The sequence below is a fragment of the Streptomyces syringium genome (assembly GCF_017876625.1).
Classification (GTDB): Bacteria; Actinomycetota; Actinomycetes; order Streptomycetales; family Streptomycetaceae; genus Streptomyces; species Streptomyces syringius.
Window position 1 is genome coordinate 3,280,963 of record NZ_JAGIOH010000001.1, and the last position, 20,219, is coordinate 3,301,181.

Genomic DNA, 20,219 nt, shown 5'->3' on the forward strand with positions numbered 1-20,219 from the left:
CAGCCCTCTCGTCTGAAAGCCGTCGTGGCCGAGGGGGCTTGCCGTCGCCCCCCGCAGGCACCGTGCGGGCGGCTTCCGTGCCTCAACGGTCGTCGTCAGCGCAGTTCGTCCACGTAGCGATCGGTGCCGGGGACGGTCGGGATGAAGGGGGCGGCGAGTTCGACCCGGCCGAGGCCGGTGCGTTCGACGTCCGCCCCGCTCCCGGCGAAGTGTTCCTCCCAGCAAACGCGTGGGTCCCGCTCGAGGAACCACAGCAGGGTCAGCCGGGTGTCGACCCCCTCGACCTGCGGCACATAGCTCATGCGGTCACCGGGCAGCGGTGTCGGCCGGAAGACGGTGACCATCGCGGCCGGAGATCCGGCGAGGTGCTCCGGGAGCCGCTCGGCGGTCAGCCACCGCAGCAGCTCTTCCCGCTCGCGCGGCCCGTTCGCGTCGATGACCTCCAGGACCAGACCCGCGTAGGGGTGGTCGAGCGCGTGGAAGTCCCGCGGCCCCTCGGTGCCTTCCCGGTAGACCGTCGCCTCGTGGTCCTGGAAGGCCGTGAAGACATGGCTGCGGGCCTGGTGGATGCGGCCGTCGCGATTCAGCCGCTTGTTGATGCCGACGGTCCACCGCATGTGCTCGTCGTAGCGCCCCTCGGTGATCCAGTAGACCGACAGATAGCAGCCGGTGGTGACCGGCCGGGCGACGGCGGACTCCGCCGGATGGCGCAGCTCCCGCAGCTCCCGGGTGGCCACCCAGCGCCGGCCGGCGTAGATCCACGGCATGGCCATGGCGCCGGCGATGAAGTGATCGTCCTCGTACCAGCGGTTGTACGCGCGCTCCTGCCCCGGGTCCGGCTCGACCAGGGTGATCAGGGCGTGCCCGGGGCGCACCCCATAGGGCCCGACGGAGGCCAGCTCGCCGTAGACCCGGACGCGGGTGTCGTCAGTCGTCATGACCCACAGATCTAGCTGACGCAGCATCAAATGTGGAGGCCCAGGGGAGCGGAGCGAGGTATGGCGCCAGCGCCGCGGGCGGACCTACCCTGGACCTCAACTGACGTCCCGTCAGTTCCGCTGTCACGGGAGGTGCCGTCCCATGCTGCTGCGCGGCAAGACCGTACTCGTGTCCGGCGTCGGCCCCGGTCTCGGCGGGCGGGTGGCGGCGGCGTGCGTCCGCGACGGGGCCCGGGTCGTCCTCGGTGCCCGGACCGGCGCGAACCTCGCCCGGACCGCCGCGGCCATCGACCCGTCGGGCGAACGCACCGCCCATCTCGCCACGGACATCACCGACCAGGCGCAGTGCGACGCCCTCGCCACGGCCGCCACCGACCGCTTCGGGCGCCTCGACGCGGTCGTCCACGTCGCGGCCCTGGACCGGCACTTCGGCGGCCTGGAGGACGCGGACTTCGAGGCGTGGCGGGAGGTGCTCGACGTCAATCTCCTCGGCGCGCTGCGGCTGACCCGCGCCTGTCTGCCGGCGCTCGGCAAGCGCGGCGGCTCGGTCGTCCTCATCGGCACCCAGTCCTCGGTGGCCGCGCCCACCCAGGTCCGCCAGACCGCGTACGCCGCGTCCAAGGGTGCCCTGGTCTCGGCGATGTACTCGCTGGCGCGCGAGCTGGGCCCGCACCGCATCCGGGTCAACACCGTGCAGCCCGGTTGGATGTGGGGGCCGCCGGTGCGCGAGCACGTCCGGCGCACCGCCCTGAGCGAGGGAGTGCCCGAGGAGGTCGTCCGGGCCCGGCTCACCGACCGGGTGGCACTGCCGGACCTCGCGACGGACGGCGACGTGGCGGAGGCCGTCGTCTTCCTGGCCTCCGACCGCGCGCGGGCGATCACCGGTCAGTCGCTGCTGGTGAACGCCGGGGAAGTGATGCGCTGACCCGCGCGGCGGGCCGGATCACACCGGGAGGTTCGCGCTCGGCCCCCGCGCCGAGCGCGTTCCGCTCACGCCGTCAGTCCTTCGCGGGCCGGACCGTGCTCATGATCTTGTCGATCTGGGCCTCGGTCAGCGCGTCGGGGACGCCCTGGTCGGCGTAGATCACCCAGCCGTGGAAGGTGCCGTCCGGCAGCTTCTGGGCGATGCTCTTCACGATCGCGGTGGGCGGGACGCAGTCGCTCGGGCGGTTCTTGACGGTCACCTTGGCGGTGGCGGTCCAGCCCTCGATGCCGTTGGCCTTCCAGGCCTTCTCGTCCTTGATCTCGATCTTGGGCTTGTTGCTCAGGCCGCCGTAGGCCATGGTGCCCCAGTTGCCCGCCCAGTTCCGGGCGTTCTCCTTGAGGTCCAGGTCCTTGCCGCCGCCCGTGGTGCCGATGGAGGCGAGCTGGCCCTTGCCCGCCTCACCGATGGTGTCGGGGTTGGCGTTGGAGGAGCAGCCGCCCTCGCGGTAGCTCGCGATCTCCCGCATCACGACGACGGGCTTGCCGTTGTCGGTGTAGGAAATGGCGGTGCCCTGCGGGGCGACGTTCCACTTGTCGGCCTTGGCGGGCACGTCGTAGCGGTAGTTGTGCTCGTCGCTGGTCTGCGTCTGCCAGCCGGCGACCTTCGGCGGCGGGCCGGACGGGCTCGCCGAGCCATTGCCCGGGGTGGGCTCCTGGGTCGGCTGCGCCGGGGCGCCGGACGCCTGCGGGCCGCCCTTGCCCGCCTCGGGCTTCTCCTCGTCGCCGCCCCGGAGCAGGAAGAACGCACCGCCGCCGATGACGGCGAGCGCCACGACGCCGCCGATGACGGCGAGCATCGTCTTGTTGCGGCCGCCACCACGCGGCGGCTCGGGCTGCGGGGGTGCCTGCTGGTACTGCGGGGGCATCTGCTGGTGCTGGGGCGGCTGCGCACCGTACGGCTGCGGGGGCTGCGGCGGCATTCCCTGCTGCTGGGGCGGCTGAGGCGGCATCCCCTGCTGCTGCGGCTGCTGGGGCATCCCCTGCGGCGGCTGCGGAGGTGCCTGCTGGTGCTGGGGCGGCTGCGGGGGCAGTGACACGGCCGGCTGCTGAGCGGTCGGCGTCCACGCGGGCGGCGGACCGAAGCCCTGCTGCGGGGGCTGAGGGGGCTGCCCACCCTGGGGCTGCTGGGGATCCTGCGGGTTCTGTGGCCAAGACATGGCCGACACCCTATGCATGAACCGTCGCCGCCCGGCCAGCGAGCGGCGACAAATCGGCAACAAGCAGGCGCCGGGCCCCTGCCCTACTCCCCCAGCACCGGCAGCAGGTCCGGAAGGTGGCCGTCCGAGGCGAGGGCCGCGGCCTGCCGCTCCTCGGACACCTCGCCGTAGAGCGTCGTACGCGGCCGGGACGGGCGGCCCGCGGCCTCCGCGATGGCGACGAGGTCCTGGATCGAGCGGTACGAGCCGTAGGAGGAGCCCGCCATCCGGGAGATGGTCTCCTCCATCAGCGTGCCGCCCAGGTCGTTGGCGCCCGAGCGCAGCATCTCGGCCGCGCCCTCGGCGCCCAGCTTCACCCAGCTCGTCTGGATGTTCGTGATGTGCGGGTGGAGCAGCACCCGGGCCATCGCCGTGACCGCACGGTTGTCCCGGGTGGTGGGGCCGGGGCGGGCGATGCCGGCGAGGTAGACGGGGGCGTTGGTGTGGATGAAGGGCAGGGTCACGAACTCGGTGAAGCCGCCGGTCTCCTGCTGGATCGCGGTGAGCTGGCGGAAGTGGCCCAGCCAGTGGCGGGGCTGGTCCACATGTCCGTACATCATCGTGGAGGAGGACCGGATGCCCAGCTCGTGTGCGGTCCTGACGACTTCGACCCAGGTGGCGGTCGGCAGCTTGCCCTTGGTGAGGACCCAGCGGACCTCGTCGTCGAGGATCTCGGCGGCGGTGCCCGGGATGCTGTCGAGCCCGGCTTCCTTGGCCGCGGTCAGCCATTCGCGGATGGACAGGCCGGTGCGCGTCGCGCCGTTGACGACCTCCATCGGCGAGAAGGCGTGCACGTGCATGCCCGGGACGCGCTCCTTCACCGCCCGCGCGATGTCGAAGTAGGCCGTGCCGGGCAGGTCTGGGTGGATGCCGCCCTGCATGCAGACCTCGGTCGCGCCGACCTGCCACGCCTGCTCGGCGCGGTCGGCGACCTGGGAGAGCGAGAGGGTGTAGGCGTCGGCGTCGGTGCGCCGCTGGGCGAAGGCGCAGAACCGGCAGCCGGTGTAGCAGACGTTGGTGAAGTTGATGTTCCGCGTGACGATGTAGGTGACGTCGTCGCCGACGGTCGCACGGCGCAGGTCGTCGGCGATGCGGCAGAGGGCGTCGAGGGCGGGGCCGTCGGCGTGCAGGAGGGTCAGGGCCTCGGCGTCGGTCAGCCGGGTGGGGTCGTCGGCGGCCTGCTTCAGCGCCTGCTTGACGTCGCCGTCGAGCCGGGAGGGGACCATGCCGGGGGCGGCGGCCTCGCGGAGCGCCTCCCAGTCGCCGTACACCTCGTCGAAGTCGTCGCGGCGGTCCGCGGTGCGGCCCTCGGTGTCGATGGTGTGGTGCAGGTCCGTGCGCCCCGCGGCGACGAACACGTCCTCGGGCTCCTGCCAGGGGTGGCCCTCGATCACGGCGTCCTCGCGGGCCAGGCCCGTGGCCGGGTCGGCGAGGGCGCGGACGTGCGGCAGCAGACGGGGGTCGAGCCAGGGCTCGCCGCGCTGGATGAACTCGGGGTAGACGGCGAGGCGTTCGCGCAGCTCGAAGCCGGCGGCGGCGGAGTGCTCGGCGAGTTCGTCGATGTGCGGCCAGGGGCGCTCGGGGTTGACGTGGTCCGGGGTGACCGGGGAGACGCCGCCCCAGTCGTCGATGCCGGCGCCGATGAGCCGCGCGTACTCCCCGGCGACCAGGTTGGGCGGGGCCTGGAGGCAGGCGGAGGGGCCCATGATGTGCCGGGCGACGGCGACGGTGGCGACGAGTTCGTCCAGCTCGGCGTCCGGCATGCCGCGCATCGCCGTGTCCGGCTTGGCGCGGAAGTTCTGCAGGATGAGTTCCTGGATGCCGTGGTAGGCGCGGGAGACCCGGCGCAGCGCGAACAGCGACTCGGCGCGCTCCTCGTAGGTCTCGCCGATGCCGATCAGCAGGCCGCTGGTGAAGGGGACGGAGCTGCGCCCGGCGTCCTCCAGGACGCGCAGCCGGACGGCCGGCTCCTTGTCCGGGGAGCCGTGGTGGGGGCCGCCGGGCTCGCTCCACAGGCGGGTGGCGGTGGTCTCCAGCATCATGCCCATGGAGGGCGCCACGGGCTTGAGCCGCTGGAAGTCCGTCCAGGTCATGACGCCGGGGTTGAGGTGCGGCAGCAGCCCGGTCTCCTCCAGGATGCGGATCGCCATGGCCCGTACGTAGGCGATGGTGTCGTCATAGCCCTCGGCCTCCAGCCACTCGCGTGCCTCGGGCCAGCGGTCCTCGGGCTTGTCGCCGAGGGTGATCAGCGCTTCCTTGCAGCCCATTTCGGCGCCGCGGCGGGCGATGTCCAGCACCTCGTCCGGGGACATGAACATCCCGTGGCCCGCGCGGCGCAGCTTGCCGGGGACGGTGGCGAAGGTGCAGTAGTGGCACTTGTCGCGGCAGAGGCGGGTGAGCGGGATGAAGACGCTCTTGGAGTAGGTGATGATGCCGGGGCGGCCGGCAGCTTCGAGGCCCGCGTCCCGCACCCGCGCGGCGGACGCGCACAGGTCCGCCAGGTCCTCGCCGCGCGCCTGGAGCAGCACCGCGGCCTCGGTGACGTCGAGCGCGACCCCGTCGCGGGCCCGCCTGAGCGCGCGGCGCATGGCGTTCGCGGTCGGTGCTGCCTGCTCGGGTCCCTGCGCGCTCGAAGTCATTGTCCGAGCATACGAGCGGGAACCGACAACTCCAGAGCGCCCCGGGGTGGATCCGTGTGCCACTGATCACGTCAGACGGAGGCACCCTCCGGCATGCGTTCCGCAGCCGGGGAACAACGCCTGACCAGCGGCGCCGAACGGGCGGGCGGGAGGGCTCGGGGCCCGCCCCGCTAGAGGAATTCGGCCAGCGCGTCCAGGGCCCGCACCACGACCGCGTCGTCGGCCGAGGGCAGCCCCACCACGACCTCCTCGATGCCGTGGTCGGCGAGGTGCGCGAGCTTCTCGGCCGAGGGGTGCACGGCGTACGGCACGACCACCGGTTCCCCGGGCCGCCCGGCCGCCCGCCACGCCCTGCGCAGCGCGGGCAGGGCCTCGCCCAGACCGCCGCCGCCGACGGGCAGCCAGCCGTCCGCGTACTCCGCGACATGGGCGAAGAGCCCCGGCCCGGCGCCTCCGCCGATCAGGGTGCGCGGCCCCACGAGCGGCTCCGCGCCTTCCCGGGAGCGCGGCGCCCGGACGGGCTTGGGATGCGCGAGGCTCGCCCGGACGGAGCCGAACTCCCCCGCGTAAGCCGTTGGTTCCTCGGTCCACAGCGCGCGCATCAGGGCCATCCGGTCCCGTACCAGCCGCCGCCGCGATCCCCACTCCACACCGTGGTCGGCGGCCTCCTCCACGTTCCACCCGAAGCCGACGCCGAGGGTCAGCCGGCCGTCGCTCACGAAGTCGAGCGAGGCGACCTGCTTGGCGAGCACGATCGGGTCGTGCTGGGCCACCAGCGTGACGCCCGTGCCGATCGCGAGCCGCTCGGTGACGGCCGCGGCCTGCGCCAGCGCGACGAACGGGTCCAGGCCCCGGCCGTACTCGCGCGGCAGCGGATCGCCCCCGGGCCACGGCGTCTCCCGACAAGCCGGGATGTGGGTGTGCTCGGGCAGGAAGAGACCGGCGAAGCCGCGCTGCTCCAGCTCCCGGGCGAGCCGGACCGGGCTGATCGTCTCGTCGGTGAGGAAGATCGTGGTGGCGATCCGCATGCGGTGGCACCTCCGTCGTGGCGTGTCCCAACCGTATGCTCTACCACCCTCCGGCGGTCCGCGCGACAAGCGGACGGCCGCCGACGGACACCCGGCAGCGGCAACCGGCCGCCACGCCCGCCCACGGCCGACCGCCCGCCGCAACTCACCCGTCCGTACCCGTTCCCCTGTGCGCCACCCGGGCGTACAACGATGACGGGGCGACCCTTCCGACCCAGGGGGCCACGGATGCACCGACGCGAAATGCTCAGGATGGCGGCTGTCGCGGGCGCGGCCGGCGTGCTTACGCTCGACGGCGTGACGTTCGCCCACGCCGACGGGCCCGGTGGGACCGGCGGCTCTCCCGCGTCCGAGACCCGCAAGGTCACCGGCCGGCTGCCGGCCGGCGCGCCGGACTTCGTCCACCTCCCCGTGGAAGTACCGCGCGGTGTCCGCGAGATCGCCGTCTCCTACACCTACGACAGACCCGTCGTGCCGGCCGGGGTCCAGGGCAACGCCTGCGACATCGGCATCTTCGACGAGCGGGGCACGGAGCTGGGCGGGCCCGGCTTCCGGGGCTGGTCGGGCGGCGCCCGCACGGAGTTCGCCATCAGCGCCGAGCGGGCCACCCCCGGCTATCTCGCGGGCCCCGTCCGGCCCGGCACCTGGCACGTCGTCCTCGGCCCGTACACGGTGGCGCCGCAGGGCCTGGCGTACGAGGTGACGGTCACCCTGCGGTACGGGCCGCCGGGCGTCACCCCGGCGCCGGTGTATCCGCCGCAGCGCGCCAAGGGGCGCGGCCGTGCCTGGTACCGGGGCGACAACCACCTGCACAGCGTGCACTCCGACGGCAAGCGGACCCCCGCCGAGGTCGCCGCGGCGGCGCGGGCCGCCGGGCTGGACTGGATCACGACGACCGAGCACAACACCACGTCCTCGCACGGCGCGTGGGAGGGGTTGTGGGCGGACGACTTCCTCATCCTGACCGGTGAGGAGGTGACGACCCGCAACGGCCACGTCGTGGCGCTCGGCACCGACCCCGGCGTGTTCGTCGACTGGCGCTACCGGGCCCGCGACAACGCCTTCGGCCGGTTCTCCCGCCGGATCCGCCAGGCGGGTGGGCTCGTCGTCCCCGCCCACCCGCACGCCACCTGTGTCGGCTGCAACTGGAAGTTCGGGTTCAACGAGGCCGACGCGGTGGAGGTCTGGAACGGCCCGTACACCCCGGACGACGAGATCGCCCTCGCGGAGTGGGACAACGCCCTGGTCGCCGCGGTCCGGCGGGGCAGACCCTGGCTGCCCGCGATCGGCAACAGCGACGCGCACCGCGAGCCGCAGGTCGTCGGGCACCCGCAGACCGTCGTCCTGGCCGAGGACCTGTCCCGGACGGCCCTGCTGGCCGGCATCCGGGCCGGCCGCTGCTGGATCGCGGAGTCCTCGGCCGTCGGCCTGTCCTTCTCCGCCTCCGGCGGGCGCGGCGCCCACGCGGGCATCGGCGAGCGGCTGCACGTGGACCGGGACGCGCCCGTCACCGTCCGGCTGGACGTCACCGGGGTGACGGGCTGTTCCGCCTCGTTCGTCACCGACCAGGGCCGGCTGTTCACCACCCCGGTGCCCGCCGACGGGAAGGTCGAATGGCGGACGACCGCCTCGTACGCCGCGTACGTCCGGGCGGAGGTCCGCCATCCGCCCGCGGATGGCGGAGCCTCCGGGATGCCGGGGGCGTTTGCCGCGCTGACGAATCCGGTCTTTCTGGGGTGGCCTTAGCCTGCCCGGCTGGTGTGCGCTCGGCCTGCGGACCGTGGCGTGTGCACCTCCGCTGCGTGGCGGTGTCCTCAATCGCCGGACGGGCTTGTTCCAGCCCGTCCGGCGATTGAGGACGCGCCCGCAGGGCGCCGGCCGCCGCAGGCGGCACAGGAAGCTAGTCCGCCACGACCAGGGCCGACGTGGAGCCGGTCAGTACTTCACCCCGGAAGAACGCGGGGCTGCGGCGCCGCATCACCAGCATGATGACCACCCCGACCAGCAGCAGGCCCACGCCGATGACGAAGACCGAGCCGACGCCGAGGACCGAGCTGCCGCTGCCGTAGGAGGGGTCCCACATGTCGTACAGGGTCTTGCCGAAGACGGCAGCCAGCAGCAGGCCGCCCAGCACCGGGAAGACGCCCTTGAAGAGCGCGTCGCGCGCCGACCGGCGCAGCTCGGCGCGGAAGAACCAGGCGCAGGCGAAGGCCGTGATCGAGTAGTAGAAGCAGATCATCAGGCCGAGGGCGTAGACGGTGTCGATCAGGACGTTCCGGCTGAGGAAGCTCATCACCGCGTAGAAGACGCCGGTGGCGACGCCCGCCGCGATGGTGGCGAGGCCCGGGGACTTGAAGCGCGGGTGGATGCGGGCGAAGGAGGGCGGCAGCGCCTGGTAGGTGCTCATCGCCAGGACCGTGCGGGCGACCGGGATGAAGGTGGTCTGGAGGCTGGCGGCGGCGGAGGCGAGGACGGCCACGAAGAGCAGGACGCCCAGTGCCGTGCCCATGACGGGGTCGGCGAGTGCCGCGAAGACGTTGTCGGAGGTCTCGGGGTTGCCGAGGCCGGTGCCCTGCTCGCCGACGCCGGCGAACATCTGGGCGGCGACGGCCGTCAGCAGGTACGAGCCGACGAGGACGACCATGGCGACGAGCGCGGCCCGGCCGGGGGTCCTCGCGCTGCCCTCGGTCTCCTCGTTGACCGTCAGACAGGCGTCCCAGCCCCAGAACATGAAGATCGACAGGGACAGTCCGGCGGTGAAGGCCGCGAAGGACTGCACGGCGAAGGGGTTCATCCACGACCACGAGAAGTCGAGGGAGCCGGGCAGGTCGCCGGAGCGGGCCTTGGACACGGCCATCGCGACGAACACGGTGAGCACGGCCAGTTGGAGCCCGACGAGCGCGTACTGCACGCCCTTGGTGGCCGTCATGCCGCGATAGCTGACGGCGGTCGCGACGGCGATGAAGACCAGGCAGGTCAGGACGTGGACGGGCCGGTTGTCGTCGAGGGCGGCGAGCGCGTCGCTGCCGGTGAGTTCGCCCAGCAGCAGATAGAAGAAGGAGGTCGCGACGCCGGCGAGATTGGACAGCACGATGATCGTCGCGATGACCAGGCCCCAGCCGCACATCCACCCGACGCGGGGGCCGAAGGCCCGCACCGTCCAGGTGAACGAGGTGCCGCAGTCGGGTATCGCCTTGTTCAGCTCGCGGTAGGCGAAGGCGACGAGCAGCATGGGCAGGAATCCGGCCAGGAAGACGGCGGGCATCTGCACGCCGACCTGGCCGACGGTCGGGCCTAGGGTGGAGGTCAGACAGTAGACGGGCGCGACGGTGGAGATGCCGATGACGGCGCTGCCAAGCAGCCCGACGGAATTGCCGTTGAGCCCCTTGGTGCGCATGTCTCCCGCGTCACCGGCTTGATCAACACCGCTGCCGGCGACGCTCATTACCGTGTCTCCGGCCCGGGGCCGTGGATGTACCTGAACCATGGGCAGGACGTTAAGTGCTGCTGTTTCCGCATCCGGAGGCTTGCCGTCCAGGGGCCGCGCCTTGAACGCATGCGCCCGTTGGTGGAGTTGACCTGGCAAAGAAAGGCGCAGGCCCGGTTACGGCAGGTAACACCAAGGGATAAACGTGGAGTGACCGGATTGCGGGAACCGCAGCGCCGCACCTTTTGTCCTGGTTCAAAAATTTCCCGTGCCCGGTGCGCGGGCCCCGGCCGTCTCAGTGGGTGGTCCCCACCGTCTCCGTGTCCCGTCCCGACCGCAGCACCACCCCGGGCACCGCGCCGGTCGTCACGTCGTGCCGGACCGTCTCGACGCCGTTCACGCGGACGCTGACCACCCCGCGCGCCCGGGCGTCCAGCCGGGGGCCGTCCCCCGGCAGGTCGTGGACGAGCGTGGCCGGGCCCGCGTCGATCCGGTCCGGGTCGAAGAGCACGAGGTCCGCGTGCCAGCCCCGCGCGATCCGGCCGCGGCCGCGCAGCCCGAACAGCCGCGCCGGGTCGTCCGTCAGCATCCGCACGGCCCGCTCCAGGGGCACCAGCTTCCGGCCGCGCAGACAGTCCCCGAGGAAGCGCGTCGTGTACGGCGCCCCGCACATCCGGTCCAGGTGCGCCCCCGCGTCCGAGCCGCCGAGCAGCACGTCCTCGTGCTCCCAGGTGCGCCGCCGCAGCTCCCAGCTGGCGGGGTCGTTGTCCGTCGGCATCGGCCACAGGACCGTGCGCAGCTCGTCGGCGGCGCAGATGTCGACCAGGCACGTGAAGGGGTCCGTGCCGCGCTCGGCGGCGATGTCGCGCACGACCCGGCCGGTCAGGCCCTCGTTCTCCTTCGCGTAGGTATCGCCGATCACGTACCGCCCGAAGTCGGTCAGCCGCCGGAAGACCCCGGCCTCCTCGCTGTGCGCGCACCGCAGCAGCTCCGCCCGGACGGACGCCTCGCGCAGGCGGGCGATGCGCCGCGGCACGGGCAGGGCCAGGGTCTCGCCCCAGCCGGGGATGAGGTTCAGGGCGCAGAAGGTGCCGAGCGACATGTTCATGGGGGTCAGGATCGGCATGGTCAGCGCGACGATCCGGCCGCCCGCCGCGCGGGCCCGCGCACTCGCGGCGAGCTGGCGCGGCACGCGCTCGGGAACGGCGGCGTCGATGGTGAGGACGTTCCAGTTCAACGGGCGGCCGGCGGTGGCCGTCATCCCCACCAGGAGGTCGATCTCCTCGTCCGCGAACCGGTCCAGGCACCCGGCGACGATGGCCTCGATCTGGGTGCCCTCGTGCTCGCCGACGGCCCGGGACAGCGCGAGCAGCTCCTCGGGCAGCGCGTGCCGGGAGGCCACGGGCCGGCCGTCACCGTCGGTGTGGGTGCTCGACTGGGTCGTGGAGAGCCCCCAGGCACCCGCGTCCATCGCCTCGTGGAGCAGGGTGAGCAGCTGCTTCGACTGCTGCGCGTCGGGCCTGCCGCCCACGGCCGCGGGGCCCATCACATGCCGGCGCAGCGCGCAGTGCCCCACCATGAACCCGGCGTTGACGGCTATCCGGCCGTCCAGCGCGTCGAGGTACTCGCCGAAGGACGACCAGGTCCAGGGCGCGCCCTCCTCCAGGGCCGTCAGCGACATGCCCTCGACCTTGCTCATCATCCGCCGGGTGTAGTCGGCGTCCGCGGGGCGGCCGGGGTGGAGCGGGGCGAGGGTGAAGCCGCAGTTGCCGCCGACGACGGTGGTGACGCCGTGGCTCATGGACGGGGTGGCGTAGGGGTCCCAGAAGAGCTGTGCGTCGTAGTGGGTGTGCGGGTCGATGAACCCCGGTGCGAGGACGAGCCCTCGCGCGTCCTCCTCGGTCCGCGCCCGGCGGTTCACCCGCCCGCCGACCACCGCCGTCGTGCCGACCACCGCGATCCGTCCGTCCTCGATGCCGACGTCCGCGACGAACGGGGGTGCCCCGGTGCCGTCGACGACGGTGGCGCGCCGGATCAGGTGGTCGAGCATGGTGGGTCCTCTCTGCGGTCCGGGGCGGAGGCTGCCGACGGTCAGCGGGCGAGAAGGGCCGGGCGGTGTGCGGGCGTGGGGCACGCGCGCGTAGCAAGAAGGGCGGCGGACGGTTTCCGGTGAGCGGGGTGGTTTCCCGGTGGCCGGGGCGGTTTCCGGTGCGCGGGCGTGGGGCACGCGCGCGTGCCGGGAAGGGCCGGGGCGGCGGCCCGGGAGGCGCCGCCCCGGTGCGGGTGGGCGCCCGCTCAGGATCCGGCGGCCTGACGGAAGCGCGTCGTGCGGTGCACGGGATCCGTGTCGATCTTCGGGATGACGTGCTCCCCGATCAGCCGGATGGTCTCCATGGTGTGCTCGTACGGCACCCCGATCGGCAGCCCGAACGACAGCTGGTCCGCGCCGGCCTGTTCCCAGCGCTTGCACTGGCGGAAGACCTCGTCGGGGTCACCGCAGATCATCAGCTCCTCCGCGATGAGCAGCTCGATGATCTCCTCGGTGTACTCGGGCAGCAGCTCCGGCCACTCGGGGATGCCGTCGGGCCGGGGGAAGGTGTCGTGGTAGCGGAAGAGCAGCGACTGGAGGTAGTTCAGCCCGCCGCTCACCGCGATCTCGACGGCCTTGGCGTGCGTCTCCGCGCAGATCGCGGTCGAGGTCACCATCACGTTGTCGTTGACGAAGGCCCCGACGGCCTCCGCCTGCTCGACCGCCGTCTTGTACGACTCGACGACCCACTCCATGTCGGAGACCTTCTGCACGCTGAAGCCCAGCACGCCCAGCCCCTTGCGCCCCGCCATGGCGTACGAGGACGGCGACCCGGCGGCGTACCACATCGCCGGGTGGGAGGGCCCGTACGGCTTCGGCAGGATCTTGCGGGCGGGCAGGGACCAGTGGGTGCCCTGGAAGCCCTCGTACTCCTCCTGGAGCCACATCTTGGGGAACTCGGCGATGGTCTCTTCCCAGATCTCCTTGGTGTGGTTCATGTCGGTGATGCCCGGCAGGAACCCGAGGATCTCGTGGCTGCCCGCGCCCCGCCCGGACCCGAATTCGAAGCGCCCGCCCGAGAGGTGGTCGAGCATGGCGACCTTCTCGGCGACCTTGGCGGGGTGGTTGACCTGCGGCAGGGGGTTGAAGATCCCCGAGCCGAGGTGGATGCGCTCGGTCGCGTGCGCGAGGTAGCCGAGGAAGACGTCGTTGGCGGAGAGGTGCGAGTACTCGTCGAGGAAGTGGTGCTCGGAGGCCCAGGCGTATTTGAAGCCCGACGCGTCCGCCTGGATGACGTACTCGGTCTCCTCCATCAACGCGTGGTGCTCGGCCCCGGGGTCGGCCGCCGCACGGCTCGCCGGCACATATCCCTGCACAAAGATCCCGAATTCCACGGAGGTTCACCGTCCCTGTAATTCTGACGCATCGTCAGGTACGCAGACTCTGGCACCGGTGGCAGAGGGCGTCAAGACGGCCGGACGGGGCCCAGGGCGGGCTTTGGGGCGGGCTGGCGTCATGAGGGGAGCGGCACCCCCGCCAGCCATCCGCCGTCGATGACGACCGGCTGTCCGGTGAGGTAGGAGGAGTCGTCCGACGTCAGGAACAGCGCCGCCCGCGCCATCTCCTCCGGCCGCCCGAGCCGTCCCAGCGGCACCAGCTTGCGGAAGATCTCGTCCAGCCCCGCTCCCGCGTCACCGCCCGGGTTCGTCATCGGGGTGTCGACCCCGCCCGGGCACAGCGCGTTGACCCGGATGCCCCGGCCCGCCAGCTCCAGCGCCGCCACCCGGGTCATCGCGACGACGGCGGCCTTGGTCGCCGCGTAGGCGGTGAGGGTGGCCATGCCCGCCAGGGCCACGTACGAGGCGGTGTTGACGATCGTCCCGCCGCCCGCCGCCGCCAGCTCGGGCGCCGCGGTCCGCATCCCCAGGAACGGGCCGATCTGGTTGACCCGGACGACCTCCTGGTACTCGGCGAGGGAGGTCCGCTCCAGCTCGCTGTGGCGCAGGATGCCGGCGTTGTTGACCAGCCCGTCCAGCCCGCCGAAGGCCTCCTTCGCGAGGGCGACGGCCGCCGCCCAGTCCGCCTCGTCACCCACGTCGAGGTGGACGTAGCGGGCGCACTCCCCCAGGTCCTTCGCCACGGCCGTGCCCGCGTCGTCCAGGACGTCGGCGAGGATCACCTTCGCCCCTTCGGCCGCGAAGAGCCGCGCTTCCCACTCGCCCTGTCCCCGCGCCGCGCCGGTGATGAGCACGACGCGGCCGTCCAGCTTGCCCATGACGTCCCCCTTCGGTCCTGGTCGACGGCTCACCCGCCGTTTCGTCCACCGCCTGCGGCGGCGTCCTCACATCGCCGGACCGGTCTGATTCAGCTGAGGCCAGCCAAAACCAGCCCGTCCGGCGCTTGAGGACACCACCGCGCAGCGGAGGTGCCCACGGTCCGGCCCGGCAGGATCCACCGGACACGCCCTAGTGGTCGAGATACGGAGCCACCGCATCCGCGAAGCCCGCCATCTGATCGAGGAGTTCAGGCAGGTCGCGGCAGCGAAACCGCACCTGGATCTGGTCCGCGCCGATCGCCCGGTAGGCGCGCAGCGACTCCGCGAGCGCCTCCGGCCGCCCGGTCAGCGTGCGCGGGCCGGTGTCCCAGCCGGGCGTGCCCACGTACAGCGGCTCGGTGATGGCCCCGATCGCGAAGGGCCCGTCCTTCCCGGCCTCCGCGCGCAGCCGCCGCAGCCGGGCCACGCGGCTCGGCAGCTGATCGCGGCGGTCGCCCTGTGACAGCCAGCCGTCGCCCCTGAGCGCCGCCCGGCGCAGGGCGGCGGCGGAGGAGCCGCCCACCCACAGCGGTGGCCGGGGCGTCCGGGCCGGCCGCGGGGCCTGGCCGAGGCCGTGGAAGGAGAACCGCTCGCCGTGGAACTCGGGGAACTCCCCCGGGCCCAGCGCCGCCTTCAGCGCGTCGATCGTCTCGTCCAGGACCGCCCCGCGCCGCCCGAAGTCCGCGCCCAGCGCCGCGAACTCCTCCTCCACATGACCCGCGCCGACCCCGAGGACCAGCCGCCCTCCCGAGAGCCGGTCCACCGTCGCGTACTGCTTCGCGGTGATCAGCGGGTGCCGCAGCCCGGCGACGGCCACATGGCTCATCAGCAGGGTCCGCTCGGTGACGGCGGCGAGGAAGGCGAGGGTGGCCACGGGGTCGTACCAGACGGTGCCCATGGTGGCGGCGAGGCGTACGGGGACGGCCACGTGATCACAGGTCGCGAGGTAGGCGAACCCGAGCCGGTCGGCGCTCCGGGCGATCTCCAGCAGCTCGGCGGGCCCGGCGGCGGCCTCCCAGGGCTCGGCGTAGAGGGTGCTCTGCGACTGGACGGGCAGCTGCATGCCGTACGACAAGCGGTCCGGCGGCAGGACGCGCAGCCCGTGGCGGGGGCCGCGTTCCCCGCCCGGCGGCGCCGGGTCAGGCACGGCCCGCTCCCGCCCACAGTCCGTCCGGGGTGAGCCCGAGCAGGTCGATGGCGTTACCCCGCACGATGCGCTCGACCACCCCGGGCGCCAGATGCCCCATCTGCTCCTCGCCGATCTCCTTCGACCTGGGCCAGGTGGAGTCGGAGTGCGGGTAGTCGGTCTCGTACAGCACGTTCCCCTCCCCGATGGCGTCGAGGTTGCGCAGGCCGAAGGCGTCGTCGAAGAAGCAGCCGTACACGTGCTCGGCGAACAGCTCGGACGGCGGGCGGAGCACCTTGTCGGCGACACCGCCCCAGCCCCGGTTCTCCTCCCAGACCACGTCCGCGCGCTCGAGGATGTACGGGATCCAGCCGATCTGGCCCTCGGCGTACATGATCCGGAGGTTCGGGAAACGGTCGAACTTGCCCGACATCAGCCAGTCGGTCATCGAGAAGCAGCAGTTGGCGAAGGTGATGGTCGAACCCACCGCGGGCGGTGCGTCGGCGGAGGTCGACGGCATGCGCGAGGAGGACCCGATGTGCATGGCGATGACGGTCCCGGTCTCGTCGCAGGCGCGCAGGAACGGGTCCCAGGCGTCGGTGTGGACGGACGGCAGCCCCAGGTGCGGCGGTATCTCGGAGAAACAGACGGCCCGCACCCCGCGCGCGGCGTTACGGCGCACCTCCTCGGCGGCCAGCTCCGCGTCCCACAGCGGTACGAGCGTGAGCGGGATCAGCCGGCCGTGCGCCTGGGGGCCGCACCACTCCTCGACCATCCAGTCGTTGTAGGCCCGTACGCCCAGCAGCCCCAGTTCGCGGTCGCGCGCCTCGGTGAAGGTCTGCCCGCAAAAGCGCGGAAAGGTGGGAAAGCAGAGCGCCGACTGCACGTGGTTGACGTCCATGTCGGCCAGCCGCTCCGGCACGCTGTAGGAGCCCGGCCGCATCTGCTCGTAGGTGATTCCTTCGAGCCTGATGTCATCCCTGGAGTATCCGACGGCGGTATCAAGCCGAGTGAGAGGACGGTGCAAATCCTCATAGACCCACCAGTCCGCCACCGGACCGTCGTCCCCGGGCGCGCCCATCTTCGGCGCGAACCTGCCGCCCACGAAGGTCATCTCCTTCAGCGGCGCCCGTACGATCCGGGGTCCGACGTCGTGGAATTTCGTCGGAAGTCGGTCCCGCCAGACGTTGGGGGGCTCGACCGTGTGGTCGTCCACCGAGATTATCTTCGGGAAGCTCTCCATGGCCGACACGGTAGCGCTGAACTGACGGGTCGTCAGCTATGTGGTGAGGTGGTCCTTGGCAGGCCTTGTGGAGAGGCCGGACCCCTGCTGACGTAGAGGCCCCGAACAAGGCAGACTGGCCGGTGCGACCGAGCAGGACACAGGGGGTCACAATGGCCGGCGACACAGGGCACGGGCAGCAGCTGCGCTTCACCGTGCTCGGGCCCGTCCGCGCCTGGCGCGGCGACGAACTGCTGCACAGCGGGTCACCCCAGCAGCGGGCGCTCCTCGCGGCGCTGCTGCTGCGCGGCGGCCGCACCGCCACCGCGCCCGAACTCGTCGACGCCCTCTGGGGCGAGGAACCCCCGCACGCCGCCCTCGCCGCCCTGCGGACGTACGCCTCCCGGCTGCGCAAGGCGTTCGGCCCCGACGCCGACGCCCTGGTCAGCGAGTCCGGCGGCTACGCGATACGCGTGGGCCCGGGCGGCCTCGACATCGACACGGCCGAGCGCCTCGCCGGCGAGGCCGAGAAGGCCCGCGCCGCCGGCGACCGCTGCGGCGCCCGCCGGCTCATCAGCGACGCGCTCGACGTCTGGGACGGCGAGCCGCTCGCGGGCCTGTCCGGCCCGTACGCCGACACCCAGCGCACCCGGCTGGAGGAGTGGCGCCTGAGCCTGCTGGAGACCCGCCTCGACCTGGACCTCGAGGTCGGCTGTCACGCCGAGGCCGTCTCCGAGCTGACCGCCCTGACCGCCGCGCACCCGCTGCGCGAGCGGCTGCGCGAGCTCTTGATGCTCGCCCTCTACCGCAGCGGCCGCCAGGCCGAGGCCCTCGCCGTCTACGCCGACACCCGCCGGCTGCTCGCCGACGAGCTGGGCGTCGACCCCTGTGCCGAGCTCTCCGAACTCCAGCAGCGCATCCTCCAGGCCGACGCCGACCTCACCATCCACTTCAGCGCGGACGACCGCCCCACCGCCGGACCCACCTTCGTGCGCCCCGCCCAGCTCCCGGCGACCGTCTCCGACTTCACCGGACGCACCGCGTTCGTCCACGAGCTGAGCGACCAGCTGGCCACCGCCGAGGGCCGCGTCATGGCGGTCTCCGCGGTCGCGGGCATCGGCGGCGTCGGCAAGACGACGCTGGCGGTGCACGTCGCCCACGCCGCCCGCCATCACTTCCCGGACGGCCAGCTGTATGTGGACCTCCAGGGCACCGGGCCCGTGGTCGCCGAGCCGGAAGCCGTGCTGGGCTCCTTCCTGCGGGCCCTCGGAATCCCCGACTCCGGCATTCCGGACGGTGTCGAGGAGCGGTCCGCGCTCTTCCGCTCCACCCTCGACGGCCGCCGGGTGCTGACCCTGCTGGACAACGCCCGCGACGCCGCCCAGGTCCGCCCGCTGCTGCCGGGCACCGAGGGCTGCGCGGCGCTCGTCACCAGCCGCTCCCGCATGGTCGACCTCGCCGGCGCCCACCTCGTCGACCTCGATGTGATGAGCCCCGAGGAAGCACTCGTCCTCTTCACCCGCATCGTCGGCACCGAGCGCGTGGGCGCCGAGCGCGACGCCGCCATGGACGTCGTCGCCGCCTGCGGTTTCCTGCCGCTCGCCATCCGCATCGCCGCCTCCCGGCTGGCCGCCCGCCGCACCTGGACCGTGTCCGTCCTCGCCCGCAAGCTCGGTGACGAGCGCCGCCGCCTCGACGAGCTCCGGGCCGGCGACCTCGCCGTCAAGGCCACCTTCGAGCTCGGCTACGGCCAGCTGGAGCCCGCCCAGGCCCGCGCCTTCCGCCTCCTCGGCCTCGCCGACGGCCCCGACTTCTCGCTCGCCGCCGCGGCCGCCGTGCTCGACCTCGACCCCGACGACACCGAGGAACTGCTGGAATCGCTGGTCGACACCTCGCTCCTGGAGTCCGCGGCCCCGGGCCGCTACCGCTACCACGACCTCCTGCGCCTCTACGCGCGTGCATGCGCCGAGCGCGATGAGCAGCCGCCCGCCGAACGGGACGCCGCGATGTCCCGCCTGCTCGACTTCTACCTGGCCACGGCGGCCGGCGTGTACGTCCTCGAACGCCCCGGCGACCAGCTCCTCGCCCACCTCACACCCACCACGCACCCGGGCCTGACGTTCACCGACCGGGGCGCGGCGAGCGACTGGCTCTTCGCCGAGGCGGGCTGTCTGCTCGCCTGCGTACGGCAGCACGCGAACACCGCAGGCCTCACCCTGCGCCGCGCCGTGGACCTGCTGCTGGCCGCCAAGGACCTCGCCGAGTCGGGCGCCGACTCCCGCCAGTACGAGCAGGCCGCGACGGCCCTGCTGGCCGCCACCCAGGCGGCGGGCGACGGGCGGGCGGAAGGGCGCGCGCGGACCGTGCTCACCCATGTGCACAGCCTGGCCGGCCGGTTCGACCAGGCCGACGAGCAGGCCCGGCACGCCGTCCTGCTCGGCCGCGCCTGCGCCGACCCCATTCCGTGCTGCTACGCCTCGAACAACCGCGGCATCATCGCCATCTACCAGCACCGCCACCAGGACGCCGAGGCCTACATCGGCCAGGCCCTCGCCGCGTTCCGCGCCGACGGCAACCTCCCCGGCGAGGCCAGCGCGCTCAGCAACCTCTCCCGGACGCACCTGGACATGGGCCGCATCCAGTCCGCGGTCAGCCTCGCGGAGCAGGCACTGGCCATCTACCGCGAGATCAACGTCTCCTGGCGGCACGCCAACGGCCTCTACGCCTACGGAGTGGCCCTGACCCGCGCCGGGCGGCACGACGAGGCCCTGGCGCAGCTCACCGAGGCCCTGCCGGTCTTCCGGGACAACCGGCAGCGGCTGTGGGAGGGCATGACGCTCTTCCGGATGGCCGAGCTGTACTTCGCCGTCCGCAAACCCGCCCAGGCGGCGGCCCACGCGGAGCAGGCCCTGGCGCAGCTGCGCGGCATCGGCGGGGAATGGCGGCGCGGCAACGTGCTGACCGTCCTCGGCCGCTGCCTCGACGCCCTGGGCCAGCCGGGGCGCGCCCACGCCTGCTGGGCGGAAGCGCTGGCCATCTTCGAGCAGCTCGGCTCGTCGGAAGCGGCGGACGTGCGAGGGTTATTGGCTCCTGCGGCCGCCGCGTAGGGCGGTGCCGCTGCCGGCGGCGGGAGGCGTCCCGTTTCACGCCGGGCGCGCCACCGGTGGTGATGTCCGTAGGCGGAGTCCTGTCGGCCGCATGTGAAGGTTGTGGGGCGCACCAGGCGCATTGCAGGGGCGTGTCGGGAGCGCGACGCCTGGTTTTCGGGGGCCTTTCGGCGGCGTTTCCGGCCGTGCCGCAGCCGGTCCGGAGGCCG

Annotated in this window: 13 protein-coding genes; 3 read left to right on the top strand and 10 right to left on the bottom strand. The window is 72.9% G+C overall.

Annotation, left to right across the window (positions count from 1 at the left end; translation table 11 throughout):
- Positions 1-95: 95 nt before the first annotated feature.
- Positions 96-938 (bottom strand): hypothetical protein, encoded by an 843-nt coding sequence (locus JO379_RS14425; RefSeq protein WP_209515220.1) that lies wholly within the window; start codon positions 936-938, stop codon positions 96-98.
- 142 nt (positions 939-1,080) lie between these two features.
- Here JO379_RS14425 and JO379_RS14430 point away from each other — a divergent pair, with 142 nt between their 5' ends.
- Positions 1,081-1,863, top strand: coding sequence for an SDR family oxidoreductase (locus JO379_RS14430; RefSeq protein WP_209515221.1), 783 nt, complete (start codon positions 1,081-1,083; stop codon positions 1,861-1,863).
- 73 nt (positions 1,864-1,936) lie between these two features.
- Here the strand turns inward: JO379_RS14430 and JO379_RS14435 are convergent, their stop codons facing one another.
- The 3 genes from JO379_RS14435 to JO379_RS14445 form a co-directional block, all read right to left on the bottom strand.
- Positions 1,937-3,079, bottom strand: coding sequence for a DUF8017 domain-containing protein (locus tag JO379_RS14435; protein WP_245381464.1), 1,143 nt, complete (start codon positions 3,077-3,079; stop codon positions 1,937-1,939).
- A gap of 83 nt (positions 3,080-3,162) precedes the next feature.
- Positions 3,163-5,757 (bottom strand): bifunctional FO biosynthesis protein CofGH, encoded by a 2,595-nt coding sequence (locus tag JO379_RS14440; RefSeq protein ID WP_130879082.1) that lies wholly within the window; start codon positions 5,755-5,757, stop codon positions 3,163-3,165.
- A 170-nt stretch (positions 5,758-5,927) separates the two neighbouring features.
- Positions 5,928-6,785 (bottom strand): TIGR03619 family F420-dependent LLM class oxidoreductase, encoded by an 858-nt coding sequence (locus tag JO379_RS14445; protein WP_209515223.1) that lies wholly within the window; start codon positions 6,783-6,785, stop codon positions 5,928-5,930.
- Positions 6,786-7,013: 228 nt separating this feature from the next.
- On the opposite strand from JO379_RS14445, the gene JO379_RS14450 reads away from it, so the two are divergent.
- Complete coding sequence (locus JO379_RS14450; RefSeq protein ID WP_209515225.1) at positions 7,014-8,531, top strand: CehA/McbA family metallohydrolase; 1,518 nt, start codon at positions 7,014-7,016, stop codon at positions 8,529-8,531.
- 154 nt (positions 8,532-8,685) lie between these two features.
- Here the strand turns inward: JO379_RS14450 and JO379_RS14455 are convergent, their stop codons facing one another.
- From JO379_RS14455 to JO379_RS14480, 6 genes are all read right to left on the bottom strand, one after another.
- The gene (locus JO379_RS14455) at positions 8,686-10,272 is read right to left on the bottom strand and encodes an APC family permease (RefSeq protein WP_209515227.1); all 1,587 of its coding nucleotides are present in this window, start codon (positions 10,270-10,272) and stop codon (positions 8,686-8,688) included.
- A 235-nt stretch (positions 10,273-10,507) separates the two neighbouring features.
- Positions 10,508-12,262 (bottom strand): N-acyl-D-amino-acid deacylase family protein, encoded by a 1,755-nt coding sequence (locus JO379_RS14460; protein WP_209515229.1) that lies wholly within the window; start codon positions 12,260-12,262, stop codon positions 10,508-10,510.
- Between the two features lie 245 nt (positions 12,263-12,507).
- Complete coding sequence (locus JO379_RS14465; protein ID WP_209515231.1) at positions 12,508-13,635, bottom strand: LLM class flavin-dependent oxidoreductase; 1,128 nt, start codon at positions 13,633-13,635, stop codon at positions 12,508-12,510.
- A 119-nt stretch (positions 13,636-13,754) separates the two neighbouring features.
- Positions 13,755-14,516, bottom strand: a complete 762-nt coding sequence (locus JO379_RS14470; protein ID WP_209515233.1) for an SDR family NAD(P)-dependent oxidoreductase — start codon at positions 14,514-14,516, stop codon at positions 13,755-13,757.
- A gap of 190 nt (positions 14,517-14,706) precedes the next feature.
- Entirely contained in the window at positions 14,707-15,618 is a 912-nt protein-coding gene (locus JO379_RS14475) for a TIGR03619 family F420-dependent LLM class oxidoreductase (protein ID WP_130879216.1), read from the bottom strand.
- Between the two features lie 76 nt (positions 15,619-15,694).
- On the bottom strand, positions 15,695-16,924 hold the full coding sequence (locus JO379_RS14480) for an amidohydrolase family protein (RefSeq protein ID WP_209515235.1): 1,230 nt from the start codon (positions 16,922-16,924) through the stop codon (positions 15,695-15,697).
- A 122-nt stretch (positions 16,925-17,046) separates the two neighbouring features.
- On the opposite strand from JO379_RS14480, the gene afsR reads away from it, so the two are divergent.
- A complete protein-coding gene (gene afsR, locus JO379_RS14485) occupies positions 17,047-20,010 on the top strand; it encodes an SARP-family global regulator AfsR (protein WP_505016574.1) in 2,964 nt (987 codons plus the stop codon).
- Positions 20,011-20,219: the final 209 nt, after the last annotated feature.

Coding starts and splice junctions, on each gene's coding strand:
- JO379_RS14430 (WP_209515221.1), top strand. CDS start 1,081: ATGCTGCTGCGCGGCAAGACCGTACTCGTGTCCGGCGTCGGCCCCGGT.
- JO379_RS14460 (WP_209515229.1), bottom strand. CDS start 12,262: ATGCTCGACCACCTGATCCGGCGCGCCACCGTCGTCGACGGCACCGGG.
- JO379_RS14445 (WP_209515223.1), bottom strand. CDS start 6,785: ATGCGGATCGCCACCACGATCTTCCTCACCGACGAGACGATCAGCCCG.
- JO379_RS14475 (WP_130879216.1), bottom strand. CDS start 15,618: ATGCAGCTGCCCGTCCAGTCGCAGAGCACCCTCTACGCCGAGCCCTGG.
- JO379_RS14480 (WP_209515235.1), bottom strand. CDS start 16,924: ATGGAGAGCTTCCCGAAGATAATCTCGGTGGACGACCACACGGTCGAG.
- JO379_RS14455 (WP_209515227.1), bottom strand. CDS start 10,272: ATGGTTCAGGTACATCCACGGCCCCGGGCCGGAGACACGGTAATGAGC.
- JO379_RS14440 (WP_130879082.1), bottom strand. CDS start 5,757: ATGACTTCGAGCGCGCAGGGACCCGAGCAGGCAGCACCGACCGCGAAC.
- JO379_RS14470 (WP_209515233.1), bottom strand. CDS start 14,516: ATGGGCAAGCTGGACGGCCGCGTCGTGCTCATCACCGGCGCGGCGCGG.
- JO379_RS14425 (WP_209515220.1), bottom strand. CDS start 938: ATGACGACTGACGACACCCGCGTCCGGGTCTACGGCGAGCTGGCCTCC.
- JO379_RS14435 (WP_245381464.1), bottom strand. CDS start 3,079: ATGTCTTGGCCACAGAACCCGCAGGATCCCCAGCAGCCCCAGGGTGGG.
- JO379_RS14450 (WP_209515225.1), top strand. CDS start 7,014: ATGCACCGACGCGAAATGCTCAGGATGGCGGCTGTCGCGGGCGCGGCC.